The 20,122-nt window shown below is 72.7% G+C and carries 18 protein-coding genes and 1 tRNA gene; 3 read left to right on the forward strand and 16 right to left on the reverse strand.

What is annotated here, in order from left to right; translation table 11 throughout:
- Positions 1-104: 104 nt before the first annotated feature.
- Together AC4MBH_RS05375 and AC4MBH_RS05380 are read right to left on the reverse strand one after the other, a co-directional pair.
- Positions 105-701 (reverse strand): ANTAR domain-containing response regulator, encoded by a 597-nt coding sequence (locus AC4MBH_RS05375; RefSeq protein ID WP_491793317.1) that lies wholly within the window; start codon positions 699-701, stop codon positions 105-107.
- Between the two features lie 31 nt (positions 702-732).
- On the reverse strand, positions 733-924 hold the full coding sequence (locus AC4MBH_RS05380; RefSeq protein ID WP_491793318.1) for a hypothetical protein: 192 nt from the start codon (positions 922-924) through the stop codon (positions 733-735).
- A 104-nt stretch (positions 925-1,028) separates the two neighbouring features.
- Between AC4MBH_RS05380 and AC4MBH_RS05385 the strand changes: the two genes are divergently transcribed.
- Positions 1,029-1,102: transfer RNA gene (locus AC4MBH_RS05385), tRNA-Leu, on the forward strand.
- A 34-nt stretch (positions 1,103-1,136) separates the two neighbouring features.
- On the opposite strand, the gene pyk is transcribed toward AC4MBH_RS05385, so the two are convergent.
- The 8 genes from pyk to trpC form a co-directional block, all read right to left on the reverse strand.
- Positions 1,137-2,603, reverse strand: coding sequence for a pyruvate kinase (gene pyk, locus AC4MBH_RS05390; protein WP_491793319.1), 1,467 nt, complete (start codon positions 2,601-2,603; stop codon positions 1,137-1,139).
- Between the two features lie 99 nt (positions 2,604-2,702).
- On the reverse strand, positions 2,703-4,178 hold the full coding sequence (locus AC4MBH_RS05395; protein WP_491793320.1) for a glutamate synthase subunit beta: 1,476 nt from the start codon (positions 4,176-4,178) through the stop codon (positions 2,703-2,705).
- Entirely contained in the window at positions 4,171-8,739 is a 4,569-nt protein-coding gene (gltB, locus tag AC4MBH_RS05400; RefSeq protein WP_491793321.1) for a glutamate synthase large subunit, read from the reverse strand. Before gltB ends, AC4MBH_RS05395 begins: the two co-directional genes overlap by 8 nt.
- Before the next feature lie 410 nt (positions 8,740-9,149).
- The gene (lgt, locus tag AC4MBH_RS05405; RefSeq protein ID WP_491793322.1) at positions 9,150-10,106 is read right to left on the reverse strand and encodes a prolipoprotein diacylglyceryl transferase; all 957 of its coding nucleotides are present in this window, start codon (positions 10,104-10,106) and stop codon (positions 9,150-9,152) included.
- Between the two features lies 1 nt (position 10,107).
- Entirely contained in the window at positions 10,108-10,689 is a 582-nt protein-coding gene (locus tag AC4MBH_RS05410; protein ID WP_491793323.1) for an SCO family protein, read from the reverse strand.
- On the reverse strand, positions 10,679-11,479 hold the full coding sequence (gene trpA / locus AC4MBH_RS05415) for a tryptophan synthase subunit alpha (RefSeq protein WP_491793324.1): 801 nt from the start codon (positions 11,477-11,479) through the stop codon (positions 10,679-10,681). Before trpA ends, AC4MBH_RS05410 begins: the two co-directional genes overlap by 11 nt.
- Before the next feature lie 7 nt (positions 11,480-11,486).
- Positions 11,487-12,734: a tryptophan synthase subunit beta gene (gene trpB / locus AC4MBH_RS05420; RefSeq protein WP_491793325.1), complete on the reverse strand. Its 1,248-nt coding sequence runs from the start codon at positions 12,732-12,734 to the stop codon at positions 11,487-11,489.
- A gap of 70 nt (positions 12,735-12,804) precedes the next feature.
- Entirely contained in the window at positions 12,805-13,587 is a 783-nt protein-coding gene (gene trpC, locus AC4MBH_RS05425) for an indole-3-glycerol phosphate synthase TrpC (protein ID WP_491793326.1), read from the reverse strand.
- Between the two features lie 116 nt (positions 13,588-13,703).
- Between trpC and AC4MBH_RS05430 the strand changes: the two genes are divergently transcribed.
- Both AC4MBH_RS05430 and AC4MBH_RS05435 read left to right on the forward strand, forming a co-directional pair.
- Positions 13,704-14,024, forward strand: a complete 321-nt coding sequence (locus AC4MBH_RS05430; RefSeq protein WP_491793327.1) for a CD225/dispanin family protein — start codon at positions 13,704-13,706, stop codon at positions 14,022-14,024.
- 8 nt (positions 14,025-14,032) lie between these two features.
- The gene (locus tag AC4MBH_RS05435) at positions 14,033-14,491 is read left to right on the forward strand and encodes a DUF2752 domain-containing protein (RefSeq protein ID WP_491793328.1); all 459 of its coding nucleotides are present in this window, start codon (positions 14,033-14,035) and stop codon (positions 14,489-14,491) included.
- A gap of 39 nt (positions 14,492-14,530) precedes the next feature.
- Here the strand turns inward: AC4MBH_RS05435 and AC4MBH_RS05440 are convergent, their stop codons facing one another.
- The 6 genes from AC4MBH_RS05440 to AC4MBH_RS05465 all read right to left on the reverse strand — a co-directional run bounded on the left by AC4MBH_RS05440 (position 14,531) and on the right by AC4MBH_RS05465 (position 20,014).
- Positions 14,531-14,956: a DUF2752 domain-containing protein gene (locus AC4MBH_RS05440; RefSeq protein ID WP_491793329.1), complete on the reverse strand. Its 426-nt coding sequence runs from the start codon at positions 14,954-14,956 to the stop codon at positions 14,531-14,533.
- A 4-nt stretch (positions 14,957-14,960) separates the two neighbouring features.
- On the reverse strand, positions 14,961-15,161 hold the full coding sequence (locus tag AC4MBH_RS05445) for an HGxxPAAW family protein (protein WP_491793330.1): 201 nt from the start codon (positions 15,159-15,161) through the stop codon (positions 14,961-14,963).
- A 50-nt stretch (positions 15,162-15,211) separates the two neighbouring features.
- Positions 15,212-15,808 (reverse strand): Trp biosynthesis-associated membrane protein, encoded by a 597-nt coding sequence (locus AC4MBH_RS05450; protein WP_491793331.1) that lies wholly within the window; start codon positions 15,806-15,808, stop codon positions 15,212-15,214.
- Entirely contained in the window at positions 15,801-16,172 is a 372-nt protein-coding gene (hisI, locus tag AC4MBH_RS05455; RefSeq protein WP_491793332.1) for a phosphoribosyl-AMP cyclohydrolase, read from the reverse strand. The genes AC4MBH_RS05450 and hisI overlap by 8 nt, the downstream gene beginning before the upstream one ends.
- Positions 16,173-16,277: 105 nt before the next feature.
- The gene (locus AC4MBH_RS05460) at positions 16,278-18,146 is read right to left on the reverse strand and encodes an ABC transporter ATP-binding protein (protein WP_491793333.1); all 1,869 of its coding nucleotides are present in this window, start codon (positions 18,144-18,146) and stop codon (positions 16,278-16,280) included.
- Positions 18,143-20,014, reverse strand: a complete 1,872-nt coding sequence (locus AC4MBH_RS05465) for an ABC transporter ATP-binding protein (RefSeq protein WP_491793334.1) — start codon at positions 20,012-20,014, stop codon at positions 18,143-18,145. Before AC4MBH_RS05465 ends, AC4MBH_RS05460 begins: the two co-directional genes overlap by 4 nt.
- Positions 20,015-20,122 lie beyond the last annotated feature (108 nt).

Consider the following 20,122-nt stretch of genomic DNA (forward strand, 5'->3'; position numbering starts at 1 on the left):
GTGCTGCTGGGAGCAACCTAGCCCCCGCCGCCGCCAGACAGGACGTACTCAGGCACATCCGGCACCGAAGTTGCATTTTCGTGACCTTCAACACCTGGCCGTGATCAGCCCGTCACACCGGGCCCGTGCTCGACGACCCCCTCGGCGACCTCGCGCATCGAGAGCCGGAGGTCCATCGCGGTCTTCTGGATCCACCGGAACGCGTCGGGCTCGGACAGCCCGAGCTGCTGCTGCAGGATCCCCTTGGCCCGGTCGACGGACTTGCGGGTCTCCAGGCGCGCGGTGAGGTCGCCGACCTCGGCCTCGAGCTGGGCCAGCTCGGCGAAGCGGGAGACCGCCATCTCGATGGCGGGCACCAGGTCGGACTGGGTGAACGGCTTGACCAGGTACGCCATCGCTCCGGCGTCCCGGGCCCGCTCGACGAGCTCGCGCTGGCTGAACGCGGTGAGGATGACGACCGGGGCGATCCGCTTGCTGGCGATCGCCTCGGCGGCGGCGATCCCGTCGAGGACCGGCATCTTGACGTCGAGGATCACCAGGTCGGGACGCAGGTCGGTGGCCAGCTCGATGGCCCTGGCCCCGTCGCCGGCCTGGCCGACGACGTCGTACCCCTCCTCGGTGAGCATCTCGGCGAGGTCCATCCGGATGAGGGTCTCGTCCTCGGCGATGACGACGGTTCGGGCATGCGCTGCGGCGTTCACGCGCCGCAATCTAGCCGTTGCCGAACGTGGGTCAGGCCGGGTGCTCGGACGCGGCGACCCCGATGTGCCCGCCGTCACCCCGGCGGTGCGCCGCCCGCTCCTGGAGGAACAGTGCGACCTCGGTGCGCTCGACGCGGCGTCGGCTGCACTCGGTGGACGCCGAGCGGGCGTTGGCGACCGCCCGCTCGTGGCTGGCCGCGGCCCAGGCGCGTGGGGTCCACATGTGCTGCTCCTGTCGGGGGGACGACTCCGGCTTAGTACAGTACATCACTGGACTAAGCACGGTTAAGGACGTCCGTGCCGATCGGCTAGGGTTTCGCACCGCTCGCCCCGATATTCCAACCGGTAGAGAAAATCGGCTCAAACCCGATCCAGTGTGGGTTCGAATCCCACTCGGGGCACACCCGCGGCGGCCCTCGCAGCGTCAGGCCAGCGTCAGGCCTGGCGCCGGTAGGCCGGCGCGACCTCGTTGATCGCGTCGCCCATCTGGTGGATGCGCAGGGCGTTGGTCGAGCCGGGGATGCCGGGCGGGCTGCCGGCGACGATGACCACCCGGTCGCCCTCCTTGACGCGGCCGATCTGCAGCAGCTGGTCGTCGACCTGGCGCACCATCTCGTCGGTGTGGTCGACGCTCTGCGTCCGGAACGTCTCGACGCCCCAGCTGAGCGAGAGCTGCGAGCGCACCCGGTCCTCGGGGGTGAAGGCGAGGGTGGGGATCGCACCGCGCATGCGGGACAGGCGCTTGGCCGAGTCGCCGCTCTGGGTGAAGGCCACGACGTACTTGGCGTCGACGCGTTCGGCGACCTCGGCGGCCGCCTTCGCGATCACCCCGCCGGTGGTGTGGGGGTTCCACTCGATCGTGGAGAAGCCGCCGGTGTCGGTGGCCTCGAGGGCGTGGTTCTCGGTGGCCACGATGATCCGCGCCATCGTCTCCACGGTGTGGATCGGGTGGTCGCCGACGCTGGTCTCGCCGGAGAGCATCACCGCATCGGCCCCGTCGAGGACGGCGTTGGCGACGTCGCTGGCCTCGGCGCGGGTGGGCGACGGGCTGGTGATCATCGACTCGAGCATCTGCGTGGCGACGATGACCGGCTTGGCGTTGCGGCGGGCCTTGTGCACGATCTGCTTCTGCAGGAACGGGACGTCCTCGAGCGGGCACTCGACCGCGAGGTCGCCGCGCGCGACCATGAAGCCGTCGAACGCGTCGATCACCTCGTCGAGGTTGGTGATCGCCTGGGGCTTCTCGATCTTGGCGATGACGGGCAGCATCTGCCCCTCCTCGCGCATGATCTTGCGGACGTCCTCGGCGTCCTTGGCGTCACGCACGAAGCTGAGCGCGATGAAGTCGACGCTGAGGCTCAGCGCGAAGCGCAGGTCGGCGATGTCCTTCTCCGACATCGCCGGCACCGAGACGGCGACACCGGGCAGGTTGATGCCCTTGTGGTTGCTGACCGTGCCGGCGACCAGCACCTCGGTCTCGACGTCGGTGCCGTCGACGACCGACACGACGCGCAGCCGCACCTTGCCGTCGTCGATGAGGATGGGGTCGCCCGGCGAGACGTCGCCCGGCAGGCCGGCGTACGTCGTGCCGGCGACCTCGGCGTCACCCGGCACCGTGCGGGTGGTGATGGTCCAGCGCTGCCCGCGGACCAGCTTCACCGGCCCGTCGTCGAACGTGGCGAGCCGGATCTTGGGGCCCTGCAGGTCGGCGAGGATGCCGACCCCCTTGCCGGAGGCGTCGGCCGCCTGGCGCACCAGCCGGTAGGTCTCCCGGTGGACGTCGTGGCTGCCGTGGCTCATGTTGAGCCGGGCCACGTCCATCCCGGCGTCGACGAGCTGACGGATCTGCTCAGCCGAGCTGGTAGCAGGTCCCAGGGTGCACACGATCTTTGCTCTCCGCACGTGCCCACCCTACTCACCCTTGGATCGATCCAATAGCCGAAGGGCGATAGTCGTGGACGATTCGCACCCGGTGCGAGCCGTCCACGACCACCGCGCGGCTCAGACGACGAGCGGACGCGCCGTCGGCGGGATCGGGGCCGGCAGCGCCGTGGAGCCGGTGAGGTGCTCGTCGACCGCCGCGGCGGCCGCCCGGCCCTCCGCGATCGCCCACACGATGAGCGACTGACCGCGACCGCAGTCACCGGCGCTGAAGACGCCGGGGATGTTGGTCTGGTAGCCGTGGTCGCGGGCGACGTTGCCGCGCTCGTCGAGGTCGACACCGAGCTGCTCGACCAGGCCCGGCTTCTCCGGTCCGAGGAAACCCATCGCGAAGAGCACCAGCTCGGCCGGGATCTCGCGCTCGGTGCCCTCGACCTCGACCAGTCGGCCGCCCTCGACGTACACGTCGACCAGGCGCAGCGCCCGGACGTTGCCGTCGTCGTCGCCGAGGAACTCCTTGGTCGAGACGGCGTAGACGCGCTCGCCGGCCTCCTCGTGGGCCGAGGAGACCCGGAACGTCATCGGGTACGTCGGCCACGGCTGGCCCGCGGGCCGCGAGGTCGGCGGCTCGGGCATGATCTCCAGCTGGGTGATCGACGCGGCCCCGTGGCGCGTGGAGGTGCCGAGGCAGTCGGCGCCGGTGTCGCCGCCGCCGATGATGACGACGTGCTTGCCGGTGGCCAGGACCTGGTCCTCCACCTGCTCCCCCACCGCCGCCCGGTTGGCCTGGGGCAGGAAGTCCATCGCCTGGTGGATGCCGCCGAGCTCGCGGCCGGGCACGGCGAGGTCACGCGGCTCGGTGGCACCGACGGCGAGCACGACGGCGTCGTAGCGCTCGCGCAGCTGCTCCCCCGTGAGCCCGGACTCCTCCGAGCCCACCTCGATGCCGGTGCGGAAGACGGTGCCCTCGCGCTTCATCTGCTGCAGGCGCCGGTCGAGGTGCTGCTTCTCCATCTTGAACTCGGGGATGCCGTAGCGCAGCAGCCCGCCGATCTTGTCGGCCCGCTCGTAGACCGCGACCGTGTGACCGGCCCGGGTGAGCTGCTGAGCAGCCGCCAGGCCGGCGGGGCCGGAGCCGACCACGGCGACGGTGCGGCCCGAGAGCCACTCCGGTGCCTGCGGACGCACCAGGCCCGACTCCCAGGCCTTGTCGATGATCGAGACCTCGACGTTCTTGATGGTCACGGGGTCCTGGTTGATGCCGAGCACGCACGCCGTCTCGCACGGCGCCGGGCACAGCCGACCGGTGAACTCCGGGAAGTTGTTGGTCGCGTGGAGGCGCTCGATCGCGGCCTCCCAGTCGTCGCGCCAGACCAGGTCGTTCCACTCGGGGATGATGTTGCCGAGCGGGCAGCCCTGGTGGCAGAACGGGATCCCGCAGTCCATGCAGCGCCCGGCCTGCTCGGTGATGATCGGCAGCAGCGCGCGGCCGGCCGAGCCGGGGTAGACCTCGTTCCAGTCCTGGACGCGCTCCTCGACGGGACGTCGGGTCGCGACCTCGCGCGGGGTCCTGAGGAACCCCTTGGGGTCAGCCATGCAACGCCTCCATCATCTTGTTCGCGATCTCGTGCTCGGCGAGCCCGTCGGCCTCGGCCTTCGCCTTCGCCTCCAGCACGATCCGGTAGTCACGGGGCATCACCTCGGTGAAGCGGGTCAGCGAGGTCTCCCAGTCGGCGAGCAGCGCCTCGGCGACCGGCGAGCCGGTCTCCTCGAGGTGGCCGCGCACCATCGACTCCAGCTCCCGGGCGGCGTCCCCCACGACCGGACCGAGCTCGACGAGCTCGTGGTTGACCCGGAAGTCCTTGAGGTCGAGCACCCAGGCGATGCCGCCCGACATGCCGGCCGCGAAGTTGCGCCCGGTCTTGCCGAGGACGGCGACCCGGCCGCCGGTCATGTACTCGCAGCCGTGGTCGCCCACGCCCTCGGTGACCAGCCACGCGCCGGAGTTGCGGACCGCGAACCGCTCCCCCACGCCGCCGCGCAGGAAGACCTGGCCCGACGTGGCGCCGTAGGCGATCGTGTTGCCGGCGATGATCTGCTCGGCGCTGTCGAACGTCGCCGCGCGGTCGGGGCGGACCACGATCCGCCCGCCCGAGAGCCCCTTGCCGACGTAGTCGTTGGCGTCGCCCTCGAGCCGCAGCGTGATGCCCCGGGGCAGGAACGCGCCGAACGACTGACCGGCGGAGCCGATCAGGGTGAGGTCGATCGTGCCGTCGGGCAGGCCCTCGCCGCCGTGGCGCTTGGTCACCTCGTGGCCGAGGATCGTGCCGACGGTGCGGTTGACGTTGCGGATCGAGACCTGGGCCCGCACCGGCTCGCCCCGCTCGAGGGCCGGCTCGGCCAGCGGGACCAGCTCGGTGCGGTCGAGCGACTTGGCCAGCCCGTGGTCCTGGCTCTTGGTACGACGCCGGTCCTGGTCGGGGAAGTGGCTGGCGTCGATCTCGTGCAGGATCGGGGAGAGGTCGAGACCCCCCGCCTTCCAGTGGTTGACGGCCTCGACCGTGTCGAGAGCGGAGACCTGGCCCACGGCCTCCTCGAGGCTGCGGAACCCGAGCTCGGCGAGGATCTCGCGGACCTCCTGGGCGACGTACTCGAAGAAGGTCACCACGTAGTCGGCCTTGCCGCTGTAGCGCTCGCGCAGGACGGGGTTCTGGGTGGCGACGCCGACCGGGCAGGTGTCGAGGTGGCAGACCCGCATCAGGATGCAGCCCGAGACGACGAGCGGCGCGGTGGCGAAGCCGTACTCCTCGGCGCCGAGCAGCGCGGCGACCACGACGTCGCGGCCGGTCTTGAGCTGCCCGTCGGCCTGGACGACGATCCGGTCGCGCAGGCCGTTGAGCAGCAGGGTCTGCTGGGTCTCGGCCAGGCCGAGCTCCCACGGACCACCGGCGTGCTTGAGCGAGGTCAGCGGCGAGGCGCCGGTGCCGCCGTCGTGCCCGGAGATCAGGACGACGTCGGCGTGCGCCTTGGAGACGCCCGCCGCGACCGTGCCGACGCCCATCTCGCTGACCAGCTTGACGTGCACCCGCGCCTGCGGGTTGGCGTTCTTGAGGTCGTGGATGAGCTGGGCGAGGTCCTCGATCGAGTAGATGTCGTGGTGCGGCGGCGGGCTGATCAGCCCGACGCCCGGCGTGGAGTGCCGGGTCTTGCCGATCCACGGGTAGACCTTGTTGCCGGGCAGCTGCCCGCCCTCGCCGGGCTTGGCGCCCTGGGCCATCTTGATCTGGATGTCGTCGGCGTTGGTGAGGTACTCCGACGTCACGCCGAACCGGCCCGAGGCGACCTGCTTGATCGAGCTGCGCCGCTCGGGGTCGTGGAGCCGCTCGGCGTCCTCGCCGCCCTCACCGGTGTTGGACTTCGCGCCCAGCCGGTTCATCGCGATCGCGAGGGTCTCGTGCGCCTCCTGGGAGATCGAGCCGTAGGACATCGCGCCGGTGGAGAACCGCTTGACGATCTCGCTGACCGGCTCGACCTCCTCGATCGGGACCGGGTCGCGCCCGGTCACGTGCGCGCCCTTGAAGCGGAACAGCCCGCGCAGCGTCATCAGCTGCGACGCCTGCTCGTCGACGGCCTGCGTGTACTGCTTGAAGACGTCGTAGCGCTGGGTCCGCGTGGAGTGCTGGAGGCGGAAGACCGTCTCGGGGTTGAACAGGTGCGGCTCGCCGCCGCGGCGCCACTGGTACTCGCCGCCGATCTCGAGGTCGCGGTGGGTGGGCAGCACGCCGCCGCGGGGGTACGCCGTGGCGTGCCGGCGGGCGACCTCCTCGGCGATCACGTCGAGCCCGATGCCGCCGAGCTTGGACGTCGTACCGGTGAAGTAGGCGTCGACGACCTCCTGGTTGATGCCGACGGCCTCGAAGATCTGGGCGCCGGTGTAGGAGGCGACGGTGGAGACGCCCATCTTGGACATCACCTTGAGCACGCCCTTGCCGAGCCCCTTGACCAGGTTGGCGACGGCCTTCTCGGGCTCGACGTTGACGTAGAAGCCCTCGCGGGCGAGGTCCTCGACCGACTCCATCGCCAGGTAGGGGTTGACCGCGGCGGCGCCGTAGCCGACGAGCAGCGCGACGTGGTGCACCTCGCGGACGTCGCCGGCCTCGACGAGCAGGCCGACCTGGGTGCGGGCCTTCTCGCGGACCAGGTGGTGGTGGACCGCGCCGGTGAGGAGCAGCGACGGGATCGGCGCCTGGTCGGCGTCGGCGTGGCGGTCGGAGAGCACGATGATCCGCGCGCCACCGGCGATCGCCTCGCTCACCTCGGCGCAGATCGCGTCGATGCGCTCGGCCATCGCCCGGCCGCCGCCGGCGACGTCGTACAGGCCGCGGGCGACGTGGGTGATGAAGCCGGGCATGTCGCCGTCGCGGTTGATGTGCCGGATCTTGGCCAGGTCGTCGTTGGAGATGACCGGGAACGGCAGCACGACCTGGCGGCACGACGCCGGCTGCGGCTCGAGCAGGTTGGACTCGGGGCCGATGGTGCCGTTGAGCGAGGTGACGAGCTCCTCGCGGATGGCGTCGAGCGGCGGGTTGGTGACCTGTGCGAACAGCTGGGTGAAGTAGTCGAACAGCAGCCGCGGCTTGTCGCTCAGCGCCGCGATCGGGGTGTCGGTGCCCATCGAGCCGAGCGCCTCGCCGCCGGTGTTGGCCATCGGCGTGAGCAGGACGCGCAGCTCCTCCTCGGTGTAGCCGAAGATCTGCTGGCGGCGGGTGACCGAGGCGTGGGTGTGCACGATGTGCTCGCGCGCCGGGACGTCGTCGAGGTGGATCAGCCCGGCGTGCAGCCACTCGCCGTAGGGGAGCTCGGCGGCGAGCTCGGCCTTGATCTCGTCGTCCTCGACGATGCGGTGCTCGTCGGTGTCGACCAGGAACATCTTGCCGGGCTGCAGCCGGCCCTTGCGCACGATCGTGGCCGGGTCGAGGTCGAGGACGCCGACCTCGGAGGCCAGCACGACCAGGCCGTCGTCGGTGACCCAGTAGCGCGAGGGGCGCAGCCCGTTGCGGTCGAGGACCGCCCCGATCTGCGAGCCGTCGGTGAACACGACGCACGCGGGGCCGTCCCACGGCTCCATCATCGAGGAGTGGAAGGAGTAGAACTCCCGCCGCTTCTGGTCGAGCTCGGTGTGGTTCTCCCACGCCTCCGGGATCATCATCAGCACGGCGTGGGGCAGCGACCGGCCGCCCATGTGCAGCAGCTCGAGCACCTCGTCGAACGACGCCGAGTCGGACGCGCCGGGCGTGCAGATCGGGAACAGCCGGTCGAGGTCGCCGGGGATCACGTCGGAGGCCAGCAGCGCCTCGCGGGCGCGCATCCAGTTGCGGTTGCCCATCACGGTGTTGATCTCGCCGTTGTGGGCGATGAACCGGAACGGGTGGGCCAGCGGCCAGCTCGGGAACGTGTTGGTCGAGAACCGCGAGTGCACGACCGCCAGCGCCGAGGCGATCCGCTCGTCGCGCAGGTCGGGGAAGACGTGGTCGAGCTGGTCGGTGGTCAGCATCCCCTTGTAGGCCAGGGTGCGTGAGGACAGCGACGGGAAGTAGACGTCGGTCTCGCGCTCGGCGCGCTTGCGCAGGCAGTAGGCGAGCCGCTCGAGCGCCATGCCGGTGAGGCGGCGTCCGGACGCGGCCACGAAGAGCTGGGTGAACCTTGGCATCACCGAGAGCGCCATGCTGCCCAGGCTCGACGGGTCGACGGGGACCTCGCGCCAGCCCAGGACCGTGAGGCCCTCCTCCTCGGCGATCTCCTCGATCCGGCTGCGGGTCTTGGCGACGTCGTCGTCGCCGCCCGGCAGGAACGCCGTGCCGACGGCGTACGACGCGGGGCCGGGGAGCTCGAAGCCGGCCTCGGCGGTGACCTCGCGCAGGAAGGCGTCGGGCACCTGGATCAGGATCCCGGCGCCGTCGCCGGAGTTGACCTCGGCGCCGGCGGCGCCTCGGTGGTCGAGGTTGCGCAGCGCCGTGAGCGCCTTGACGACGATGTCGTGGCTGGCCTCACCGGTCAGGGTGGCCACGAAGGCGACGCCGCAGGCGTCGTGCTCGTGGACCGGGTCGTAGAGCCCCTGAGCGGGCCGGTGCGGCGGGAACGCGTGGTGGTAGGGCACGAAGTGTCCTCCCGTCGGCGGGACAGCGACCACCGCGGCGAGCGCGATGGAGGGTGCTGTCGTGGTGGAGTCGCAGGGACGACGTCGGCCCACGCGGCGGAGCCCTCAGATTACTACAGCGTTACGGCGGCGTGCCCGGAACCGCTCACGGCGAGACGACCGCCGCGCGGACAGTTCTTCCCGGCCCTGCGCGAGGGTCCCGAGACGGGCCTGGCGGCCCTCCTCGACCGGCGCCGGTGCGGGGTCTCGACTCGGGCTCGTTCCTCGCCCGGCTCGACCACCGTCAGGACCCACCGCCGTCACGGCGACGGGTCTCGAGACGACCGGCGCCACCCCACGGTGGTCGAGCCGCCCGAGCGCCAGCGAGGGCGAGTCGAGACCCCCGCAGCGGACGCACCCGGCGGCACCGGTCAGCGGGCGTCGGGCTTCTCGAGGTCGACGTGGGAGTCGGCTTCGGAGTCCGCGTCCGCGTCGCCGTCGTCGTCGTCGAGGACCTTGTCGTCGGCGGGCTCGAGGTGACCGTCGCGGTAGACCGACTCCTCGCGGCCCGGCCAGCGCTTGAGGCTCCACACGAAGTAGGCGAGTGCGGCCAGGAACAGCACGATCGAGGTCCACACGTTGAACCGCAGCCCCAGCACGTCGTCGAGCTGCACCGAGTCGATGCGGAGGTACTCGATCCAGCCGCGGCCCAGGGTGTAGCCCATCACGTAGAGCGCGAAGACCCGGCCGTGGCCCAGGCGGTAGCGGCGCTCGGCCCAGATGAGCACCGCGAAGACGGCGAGGTTCCACAAGAACTCGTAGAGGAACGTCGGGTGGAAGGTGGTGCCGGCGGCGAAGCTCAGCCCGTCGGGGTAGTGCAGCGGGTCGATCTCGAGGCCCCACGGCAGGTCGGTGGGCTCGCCGTACAGCTCCTGGTTGAACCAGTTGCCCCACCGGCCGATGGCCTGGGCCACGATCACGGCGGGCGCGAGGGTGTCGAGCACGGGCGCGATCCGGACGTTCGCGCGGCGGGCCCACAGGCCCGCCCCCACGGCGCCGAGCGCGACGGCGCCCCAGATCCCCAGGCCGCCCTTCCAGATGTAGAGGGCGGTGACGGGGTTCTCGCCGTCGCCGAAGTAGCGCTCCCAGTCGGTCGCCACGTGGTACAGCCGGGCCCCGACCACCCCGAACGGCACGGCCCACACCGCGAGGTCCTGGACCTCGCCGGGCCGCCCGCCCCGCGCCCGCCAGCGGCGCTCGCCGAGCCAGATCGCGGCGACGATGCCGGCGATGATGCTCAGCGCGTAGCCGCGCAGCGGGATCGGACCGAGGTCCCACACGCCGTCGGCCGGGCTCGGGATCGACCACGTGATGAGGTCTGGGATCACGTCAGGACTCCTCGAGCAGCGTGTGGATGTCGTCGGCGAACTCGGCCGGGCTGGTCTCGGCACCCCAGTAGACGGGAGACTCGTCGCTGCTGTCGATCCCCATCACCTGGGTCGTGTGGCCCCCCGGGTCGGCGCGGTCGATGCCGACGGCGAGGTCGCGGCCGACCGCGGCGACGGTGTCGAAGTCGCCGTCGAGACCGACGAACGACGGGTCGAACCGGTCGAGGTAGGTGCGCAGCGACTCGGGGGTGTCGTTGACGGGGTCGCTGGTGACCAGGACGACCTCGACCTTCTCCCGGTCGGAGTCGTCGAGCCGGGTGAGCGCGGAGGCGAGGTGGTTGAGCACCGCGGGGCAGACGTCGACGCAGTTGACGTAGCCGAAGAACACCAGCGTCAGCGGCTTGTCGGTGTCGGCGGCGAGCGAGAACGGCTCACCGTCGGTGTCGGTGAGGGGGGTGTCCGGCACGGTGTAGGGGTTGCCGAGCACCTCGCCGGCGAACGGTCGTGGCTCGTCGTCGCCGCCGCAGCCGGTGAGGAGCAGCGCCCCCGCCAGCGCCGCCGCGGCCCACGCCCTAGCGCCCACGACGTACTCCCTCGGCGAGGTCGGCGGTCAGCGCCGTCAGCGCCCGCAGCCCGGCCGCGCGGTCGTGCGCGTGGTCGAGCAGCACCCGCACGAACGCCGAGCCGACGATCACGCCGTCGGCGTACGACGCCACCTCGGCGGCCTGGTCGCCGGTGCTGACGCCCAGCCCGACGCCGACCGGCAGGTCGGTGGCCGCGCGGGTGCGGCTCACGAGCGGCCCGGCGAGGTCGCTGGTGGTGGTCCGGGCGCCGGTGACGCCCATCACCGCGGTGGCGTAGACGAAGCCGCGGCACGCGGCCGTGGTCATCGCGATGCGCTCGTCGGTGGAGGAGGGGGCGACCAGGAAGACCTTGTCGAGGTCGCGGGCGTCGGCGGCGGCGATCCACTCGGGCGCGAAGTCGGGGGTGAGGTCGGGGGTGATCAACCCCGCTCCCCCGGCGCTGGCCAGGTCGGCGGCGAACTTCTCGACGCCGTAGCGCTCGACGGGGTTCCAGTAGGTCATCACCACGGTCGGGGTGCCCGTGGCCGCGACGGCCTCGACGGTGCGCAGCACGTCGGTGGTGCGCACGCCGAGCTCGAGCGCCTGCTGCGCCGCGGCCTGGATCGTGGGCCCGTCCATCACCGGGTCGCTGTAGGGCAGGCCGACCTCGATCACGTCGCAGCCGGCGTCGACCATGGCGCGCAGGCCGTCGATGCCGCCCTCGACGTCGGGGAACCCGGCCGGGAGGTAGCCCACGAGGGCGGCCCGGCCGTCGGCGCGGGCCTGCTCGAAGGCGGTGGAGACGCTCATCTGTTCCTTACTGCTGCTCGGGGGTGGCGTCCTGCGGGTCCTCGACGGGCGCCGCCTGGCCGAGTCCGAAGTACTCCAGGGCCGTGGCCATGTCCTTGTCGCCGCGGCCGGACAGGTTGACCAGCAGCGTCTGGCCCGGGCGTTCCTGGGCCAGGGCGACGGTACCGGCGATCGCGTGTGCGGACTCGATGGCCGGGATGATGCCCTCGGTGCGCGAGAGCAGCGCCATCGCCTCCATCGCCTCCCGGTCGGTCACCGGCCGGTAGGTGGCCCGGCCCTCGGCGGACAGGAAGGCGTGCTGCGGGCCGACGCCCGGGTAGTCGAGGCCGGCGGAGATCGAGTGGGACTCGACGGTCTGGCCGTCGTCGTCCTGCAGCACGAACGTGCGTGCCCCGTGCAGGACGCCGACCGCGCCGGCGCTGATGGTGGCAGCGTGGCGCCCGGTGTCGACGCCGTCGCCGCCGGGCTCGAAGCCGAAGATCGCGACGCCGGGGTCGTCGAGGAACCCGGCGAACAGGCCGATCGCGTTGGACCCGCCGCCGACGCACGCCGTGACGGCGTCGGGCAGCGCGCCGGTGAGGTCGAGGCACTGGCGGCGCGCCTCGTCGCCGATGCCGCGCACGAAGCTGAGCACCAGGCTCGGGAACGGGTGGGGCCCGGCGGCGGTGCCGAAGAGGTAGGCGGTGTGGTCGACGCTGGCGACCCAGTCGCGCAGCGCCTCGTTGATCGCGTCCTTGAGGGTGCGCGACCCGCTCGTGACCGGGATGACCTCGGCGCCGAGGAGCTGCATCCGGGCGACGTTGAGCGCCTGCCGCTCGGTGTCGACCTCGCCCATGTAGACCGTGCAGTCCAGACCGAGGTACGCCGCGGCGGTGGCGGAGGCGACGCCGTGCTGGCCGGCACCGGTCTCGGCGATGACCCGCTTCTTGCCCATCCGCTTGGTCAGCAGCGCCTGCCCGAGCACGTTGCGGATCTTGTGGGCGCCGGTGTGGTTGAGGTCCTCGCGCTTGAGCAGGATCCGCGCACCGGCGCGGTCGCTGAGGCGGTGGGCCTCGTAGAGCGGGCTCGGCACGTTGGCGTAGTTCTGCAGCAGGTGGTCGAACTCGTGGCTGAAGGCCGGGTCGACCATCGCCTTCTGCCAGGCGGCGTCGAGCTCGTCGAGCGCCGCGATCAGGGCCTCCGGCATGAACCGGCCGCCCCAGCCACCGGCGGGTCCGCCGAACCAACCCTGGGCGTCGGCGGCGTAGGCCGTCATCTCGGGGTCCCCGCGGCGTCGTTCGACGGAGGAGCGAAGCGGGGGAAGCGAAGGACGTCGTGGGGTGAGCTCATGACTCGATTCCTGTCAGCTTGGTGACGGCGCCGCGCGGGTCGCCGTCCTTGACCAGGGCCTCGCCCACCAGCACGGCGCGCGCCCCCTCGGCGACGTAGCGTGCGACGTCGCGCTCGTCGGTGATGCCGGACTCGGCGACCAGCACCCGGTCGGCGGGCACCAGGGGCGCCAGCCGGCCGAAGACATCGGGGTCGACCTCGAGGGTCTTGAGGTTGCGGGCGTTGACGCCGACCAGCTCGGCGCCCAGCGCGACGGCGCGCTCGGTCTCGGCCTCGTCGTGCACCTCGACCAGCACGCTCAGCCCCAGCCCCCGCGCCTCGTCGTGCAGGCGCCGCAGCGTGTCGTCGTCGAGCGCCGCCACGATCAGCAGCGCCAGGTCGGCGCCGGCCGCGCGGGCCTCGACCAGCTGGTAGGTCTCGACGATGAAGTCCTTGCGCAGCAGCGGGACGTCGACCGCCGCGCGGACGGCCCGCAGGTCGTCGAGGCTGCCACCGAAGCGGCGCTCCTCGGTCAGCACGCTGATCGCGGCCGCGCCGCCCGCCGCGTAGTCGACGGCCAGCGAGGCGGGGTCGGGGATCTCGGCCAGGTGCCCCTTGCTGGGGCTGCGCCGCTTCACCTCGGCGATCACGCTCGAGCCGGGTGCCCGGAGGTGGGGCATCGGGTCGCGCGGAGCAGGGGCGTCGGCCGCCGCGGCCCGCACCTCTGCGAGCGGCAGCCGCGCCTCGCGCCGGGCCAGGTCGAGGCGGGCGCCCGCGACCAGGTCGTCGAGCACGGACATCGCCAGTTCCTCCGGTGCTGAATACATGGGGTGTTCTCGTCGAAGTCTGGCACGGCAACCCTTAGGGTCAGCCGCGACCCCTTGGACCCTCCAAGGCCCACTGGAAGGACAACCCCATGAGCTACGGCGCACCCCCGCCCTCCAATCCCTACGGCGGCGGCAGCCCCTACGGCGGCCAGCCGGCCGGCCCGCCCCCCAACAACAACCTGGTGTGGGCGATCCTGAGCACCGTGCTGTGCTGCCTGCCGCTCGGCGTCGTCTCGATCGTCTTCGCCGCCCAGGTCAACGGCAAGTGGGCCTCCGGTGACGCCCACGGCGCCCAGGAGTCGGCCCGCAAGGCCAAGCAGTTCGCGATCTGGAGCGCGGTCGCCGGTCTCGTCGTCGGCATCCTCTACATCATCCTGTTCGTCGCCATCGGCGTCAGCGGCAACGACTGAGCCGACCGGTGAGCACCTCGGGAGCCACGGCCCCCGACACGGAGCCCGCGCCGCCGCCGACCCACCGGGGTCGGCGCGCGGTCGCGGGCTTCGCCGTGACGACGGCGGGTGCCCTCGGGGGCGCCGCCGTGCTGTTCGCGCTCGACCCGAACGAACCCGGTCACTACCCGACCTGCCCCTTCCTCGCGGTCACCGGCGCCTACTGCCCGGGCTGCGGCTCGTTGCGCGCCGGGCACGCGCTCCTGCACGGCGACCCGGTCGGGGCGCTGCAGCGCAACCCGCTGGTCCTGGCGGCCGTGGTGGCCCTCGGCGTCACCTGGGTCTGCTGGGGGCTGCGGCTGCTGGGCCGCGACGCACCCCACCCCACCCGCATCCCGGCCGGCTGGATCTGGGCGCTGCTGGCGGCCGTGCTCACCTACTGGGCGCTGCGCAACGTGCCCGGGTGGACCTGGCTCTCGCCGGCCTGAGGCCCCGCCGGCCCGCCCCGCCCCGACCGGGTTGACCGGTCAGGCCGCGAGGTAGCCGAACGGCGGCAGGTTGCGCAGCACGGTGAACGTCACCAGCACCACGGCGGCCATCACGAGCAGCGGCGTCGTGAGGGCCGAGGCGGGCCGCTCGGTGCCGCGCCACGCGTCGTGGGCCCACCGGGCGAGGAGCGCGACGAGGACCGGGATCGCGGCGACGAGGAACAGGTTGCTCGACGCGGCGTCGAGCACCCGTGCGTGGGCGAGGTCGTTGACGGCGCGCAGGCCGCCGCAGCCGGGACAGTCGAAGCCCAGCGCCGCGCTGGGGCACAGGCCCCACGACCCCTTCTGGTGCGGGTCACGCAGGGCCAGCGCCACGGTCGCCGCTCCGAGGCCCACGATCGTCGCACCCGGCGCGAGCACCCGGCGGGCACGGCCGTGCCGCGCCCGGAGCGCCGGGGCGGTCACGGGGTCAGTGGCTCGACTCGTGCAGACCCATCTTGCCCATCACCACGTAGAGCACCCCGGCGAGGACGTTGAGCCCGACCCCCACCCAGAAGACGGGGAAGCTGATCGGGTCGAGCATCAGCCCCACGGCGCCGACGACGAAGCCGACCAGCGCGACCGCGACAGCGGTCCAGGCGGCCGGGGTGTTGCCGTGGTTGTCGGACATGCGGGGCTCCTCGGGGCTGCGGACGACGGTGTGGCAGGTACGCCGCCAGTCTACGGGCGGGGCCCCTCCGTCGGGTCGCGACCCTCGTCGAGCGCCTTCCACAGGTCGAGGCTGCTCTGCTCCTCGGGCGACGCGTCGGGCGCGGGCGCCGCGCCGCCGTCGGGGGCGTCGTAGCGGCGCCCCATCTCGGGCCACCGGCCGACGCCGCGGACCGCCAGGAGCGCGGTCGCCACGGCGACCACGCCGGCCAGCACCCCGAGGTGGGCCCAGACCGAGCGACCGACCTCGACGTCGAGGTTGGCGAGGTCGTCGGCGACGTCGCCGGGGAGCCGCAGCCAGGCGGCGACCGCGAACCCGAGGACGGCGACCGCCGCCACCAAACCGAGCCAGGCGACCCCGCGTCGTACCCGCCCCCGCGTGACGAGCAGCACGCCCCACGAGGCGAGCAGCACCAGTGCCGTCGCCGTGACCGGCGGGGCCGTCAGGTCGCCGCCGATCGACACCGTCGAGGCGAACGCGCCGTCGCCGTTGCCGCCGTCGTCGATGCGCACCCAGTCGCGGTTGCCGATCACGGCAGCGGCGACGCCCGCCGCGAGCCCGCCGACGACGGTGGGCCCGAAGGTGGAACGCCGCGAGGCCTCAGCCATCCAGGAGGCCCTCGTCGAAGCAGGTGCGGGCGCCGGTGTGGCAGGCCGCGCCGGTCTGGTCGACCGCGAGCAGGACGGTGTCGCCGTCGCAGTCGAGGCGGACCTGCCGGACCTGCTGCACGTGGCCCGACGTGTCGCCCTTGACCCAGTACTCCTGCCGCGACCGGCTCCAGTACGTCGCCCGGCCCGTGGTGAGCGTGCGGTGCAGCGCCTCGTCGTCCATCCAGCCGAGCATCAGCACCTCACCGGTGTCGTGCTGCTGGGCGATCGCCGCGACCAGGCCCCGGCCGTCACCCCCGGGCGTGGGGTCCGGGGTGCGCTTGAGGCGGTCGGCGATGGCGGGGTCGAGACTCACGTCGTCCATTCAACAGGGCGCCCGACGTCCGGGTGACTGCCCCACACCAGCCCCGGGGATCTCGAGACGCGTCGCACACCCGGTCGCTGCGCTCCCCGGTGTGCCGAGCGCTCCTCAATCTGCGGCGCTGGTCGGGACCTCGGCTCGCGAGCTCGCCGGGCTCCCGGAGCCCTGTTGCGAGACCCAGCTGCGGTGCAGCCCGGCGTAGACCGAGCCCTCCTGGGCGACCAGCTCGGCGTGCGGGCCGCGCTGCACCACCCGCCCGTCGTCGACGACCACGACCTCGTCGGAGTTCTCGGCGGTGGAGAGGCGGTGGGCGATGGTGACGCTGGTGCGGCCCGACATCAGGCGCTCCAGCGCCCGGCCGATGCGCATCTCCAGGCGCGGGTCGACCGCGCTGGTGGCCTCGTCGAGGACCAGCAGGTCGGGGTCGGCCAGGTGGGCCCGCAGCAGCGCCACCAGCTGCCGCTCCCCCGCCGACAGCGACTCGCCGCGCTGGCCGACGCGGGTCTCGAGACCGTCGGGCAGGCCGGCCAGCCAGTCGCCGAGACCGAGCTCGTCGGCGCTGGCGCGGATCTCGGCCTCGGTGGCGTGGAGCCGGCCGTAGCGGACGTTGGCGGTGATCGTGTCGTCGAAGAGGAAGCCCTCCTGCGGCACCAGCACGACCCCGGACCGCAGCGAGCCGGCGGCGATGTCGCGCACGTCGATGCCGTCGAGGAGCACGGCGCCGCTGCTGGGGTCCATCAGGCGGGTGAGCAGCTTGGCGAACGTCGACTTGCCCGACCCGGTCTCGCCGACGATCGCGACGCGGCGTCCGGCGTCGATGGCCAGGTCGACGTCACGCAGCACGGGTGGGCCGCCGGGGTAGGCGAAGTCGACGTGCTCGAAGCGGACGTCGATCGGCCCACGCGGCAGCTCGTGGCCGTCGGCGCCGGGGTCGACGAGGTCGGCGGGGGTGTCGAGGATGCCGATCACGCGGCGCCAGCCGGCGATCGCACTCTGCGCGTCGGTGAGGATCTGGGTGCCCATCTGCACGGGCCCGACGAACAGGGTCACCAGGAACGCGAACGCCAGCACCGTGCCGGCGCTGATGTCGCCGTCGAAGCCGAGCCAGATGCCGACGATGATGACGCCGGCGTTGGCCAGGCCCGCCGAGAGGCCGCCGAGGGAGAACGAGACCGCGGTGAAGCCCTGGGCGCGGGTGCTGGCGCGCTGGTGGATCGCGACGGCCTCGTCGATGCGCGCCTGGGTGCGGGCCTCGACCGCGTAGGCCTTGACGACCGACGCCCCGACGACGGGCTCGGAGATCGCCGAGAGCATCGAGCCGACCTGGCGACGCACGACGCCGTAGGCCTCGGACAGCTTGCGCTGGAAGAACCGCAAGGAGAGGAACAGCGGCGCGAAGCAGAGCCAGACCACCACGGTCAGCTGCCAGGAGTAGACGAGCATCACGACGGTCGCGATCAGCACCTGACCGACGCTGACCACGAAGATCAGCCCGCCGAAGACCAGGAACTGGCTGACCTGGTCGACGTCGCTGGTGACCCGGGAGACCAGGGACCCGCGCTGCTCGGTGTTCTGGGTGAGCAGCGGGAGGTCGTGGACGTGGCGGAACGCCTTGGTGCGCAGCGTCGCCAGCCCGCGCTCGGCGGTGCGGAACAGTCGACTGGTCATGCCGTAGCTGGCCACGCTGGTCAGCAGCACCGCCACCCCCGCCACGGAGGCCATCAGCACGGTGAAGGAGGTGTCGGGCCCGTCCGGCCCGGCGAGGCCGCGGTCGAGGGTCTGCTGGACGGCGACCGGCACCACGACCTGGCCGGCCGAGGCGAGGACGGCGAGCAGCAGGGTGACGCCGAACCCCTCCTTGAGCTCGGGCGAGTGGTGGATGCCGCGGCGGATGGTCTCGATCGCGCCGAGCTCCTCCCCCGTGGTCATCGCGGTGCCGGAGTGGGAGGCGGCACGCTCGGGCTGCACGGCCGTCACGACGGGACCTCCTCGGGCTCGTGCTCCTGCTCGTAGGCGTTGACCAGCCGCGCGTACGCCGTCGAGCGCGCCAGCAGCTCGGCGTGGGTGCCGCGGTCGGCGACGCGGCCGTCGGCGAGGTGGAGCACCTCGTCGGCCAGGCCGATGGTCGCCTTGCGGTAGGCCACCACGACCAGGGTGCTGTCGTGGCCGCCCTCGCGGAGCGCGGCCAGGATCCGGGCCTCGACCTCGGGGTCGACGGCCGAGGTGGCGTCGTCGAGCACCAGCAGTCGCGGCCGGCGCACGAGGGCGCGGGCCAGCGAGATGCGCTGGCGCTGCCCGCCGGACAACGAGGTGCCGCGCTCGCCGAGGCGGGTGGACAGGCCCTCGGGGAGCGCGGCGACGAAGCCGTCTGCCTGCGCGGTGCGCAGCGCCGCCCACACCTCCTCGTCGGGGACGTCGAGGCCGAGGGTGACGTTGCCGCGGACGGTGTCGTCGAAGAGGAACGGCGTCTGCGGCACGATCGAGACGACGCGGGCGAGCTCGCCGCGGGCGAGGTCGCGGACGTCGACCCCGTCGACCCGCACCGTGCCGGCATCGGGGTCGACGAGGCGGGTCAGCAGGGTGGTCAGGGTGCTCTTGCCCGACGCCGTCGCCCCCACCAGGGCGACCGTGCGCCCGGGCTCGACGACGAAGGACAGGTCGTGCAGCAGCGGCTGGCCGGGCACGTAGCCGAAGTGGAGGGCGTCGACCTCGAGCCGGGCACCCCCGGTGGCCGACGGCGCCTCGGCGACGCCGTAGGGCATCTCGCCGGTGCTGCGCAGCACCCGGTCGACGCGCTCGTAGCCGACGACGCTGCGCGGGAACTCACCCAGCACCCAACCGATCGAGCGGATCGGGAAGCTGACGATGGTCAGCAGGTAGGCGACGGTCACGACGTCGCCGGGCGCCGCCGCGCCGCTGGTCACCCGGGAGACCCCCACCCCCAGGACGACGAGCACCCCGAGGCTGGGCAGCGCGGCCAGGGTGGGGTCGAACGCCGCACGGATGCGGCCGACCCGCACGTTGACGTCGCGCAGCTCATGGGCCTTGCGGGCGAAGCGCTCGGCCTCCTCGCCCTCGCGACCCAGGGTCTTGACGACCATGGCGCCGTCGAAGGACTCGTGGGCGATCTCGCTGACCTCGGCGCGCAGCTGCTGCGCGCGGGTCACCCAGCCCTGGGAGTAGCGCTGGTAGACGACGTTGGCGGCGATCACCGCCGGGAAGACCATCAGCCCGACCAGCGCCAGCACCAGGTCGGCGGCGAACATCTGCGCGACCGCGATGACCATCATGGCCACGGTGCCGACGGCCATCGGCAGCGGCATGATCGGCGCCCACGCGGCCTCGACGTCGGCGTTGGCGTTGGAGAGCAGCTGGCCGGTGGGGTGCCGCTGGTGCCACTCGAGCGGTAGCGCGAGGTAGCGGCGGGTGACGGCGCGGCGGTGGTGGGCCTGCAGCCGGAAGTACATGATCCCGCCGCCGACCCGGCGGGCGACGATGCCGACGGCGCGCAGGATCGCCACCCCGACGAACAGCCCGAGCACCGCCCACAGCAGGCTCGCCTCGACCTCGCCGGTCTCGAACGCCGGCAGCACGACCTCGTCGGTGGCCCAGCCGAGCACCCAGGCGTCGGCCACGGTGAGGGCGCCGAACAGCAGGCTGCCGAGCGTGGCCAGGGTGAAGACCACGGGCTCGCGCCGGATGCCGACCCACAGCACCTTGAACCCCGCGCCGGTCGACCCGCGCCCCAGGTCGCTGACGCCGTCGCCGTCGCCGTCGTGGTCGACGTCGGCGCCGGGGTCGTCGACGACGTCGTCGGTGTCGACGTGCTGGACGGTGTCGGTCACGGTGCTCCTGGCTCGGGGGTCCCGGGCGGCAACCCGCCGCCCCGGGCAGGCTATTCCCGGGGACCGACGGTCGCGGTCACCCGGGCGGGGCCCGCAGCGCCAGTCAAC

The organism is Nocardioides sp. WJ219, from assembly GCF_058559815.1.

Excerpts from the sequence above, each read along its gene's own strand:
- AC4MBH_RS05380 (WP_491793318.1), bottom strand. The coding sequence starts at position 924 with ATGTGGACCCCACGCGCCTGGGCCGCGGCCAGCCACGAGCGGGCGGTC.
- AC4MBH_RS05395 (WP_491793320.1), bottom strand. The coding sequence starts at position 4,178 with ATGGCTGACCCCAAGGGGTTCCTCAGGACCCCGCGCGAGGTCGCGACC.
- trpA (WP_491793324.1), bottom strand. The coding sequence starts at position 11,479 with ATGAGCGTCTCCACCGCCTTCGAGCAGGCCCGCGCCGACGGCCGGGCC.
- trpB (WP_491793325.1), bottom strand. The coding sequence starts at position 12,734 with ATGACGGCCTACGCCGCCGACGCCCAGGGTTGGTTCGGCGGACCCGCC.
- trpC (WP_491793326.1), bottom strand. The coding sequence starts at position 13,587 with ATGTCCGTGCTCGACGACCTGGTCGCGGGCGCCCGCCTCGACCTGGCC.
- AC4MBH_RS05430 (WP_491793327.1), top strand. The coding sequence starts at position 13,704 with ATGAGCTACGGCGCACCCCCGCCCTCCAATCCCTACGGCGGCGGCAGC.
- AC4MBH_RS05445 (WP_491793330.1), bottom strand. The coding sequence starts at position 15,161 with ATGTCCGACAACCACGGCAACACCCCGGCCGCCTGGACCGCTGTCGCG.
- AC4MBH_RS05450 (WP_491793331.1), bottom strand. The coding sequence starts at position 15,808 with ATGGCTGAGGCCTCGCGGCGTTCCACCTTCGGGCCCACCGTCGTCGGC.
- hisI (WP_491793332.1), bottom strand. The coding sequence starts at position 16,172 with ATGGACGACGTGAGTCTCGACCCCGCCATCGCCGACCGCCTCAAGCGC.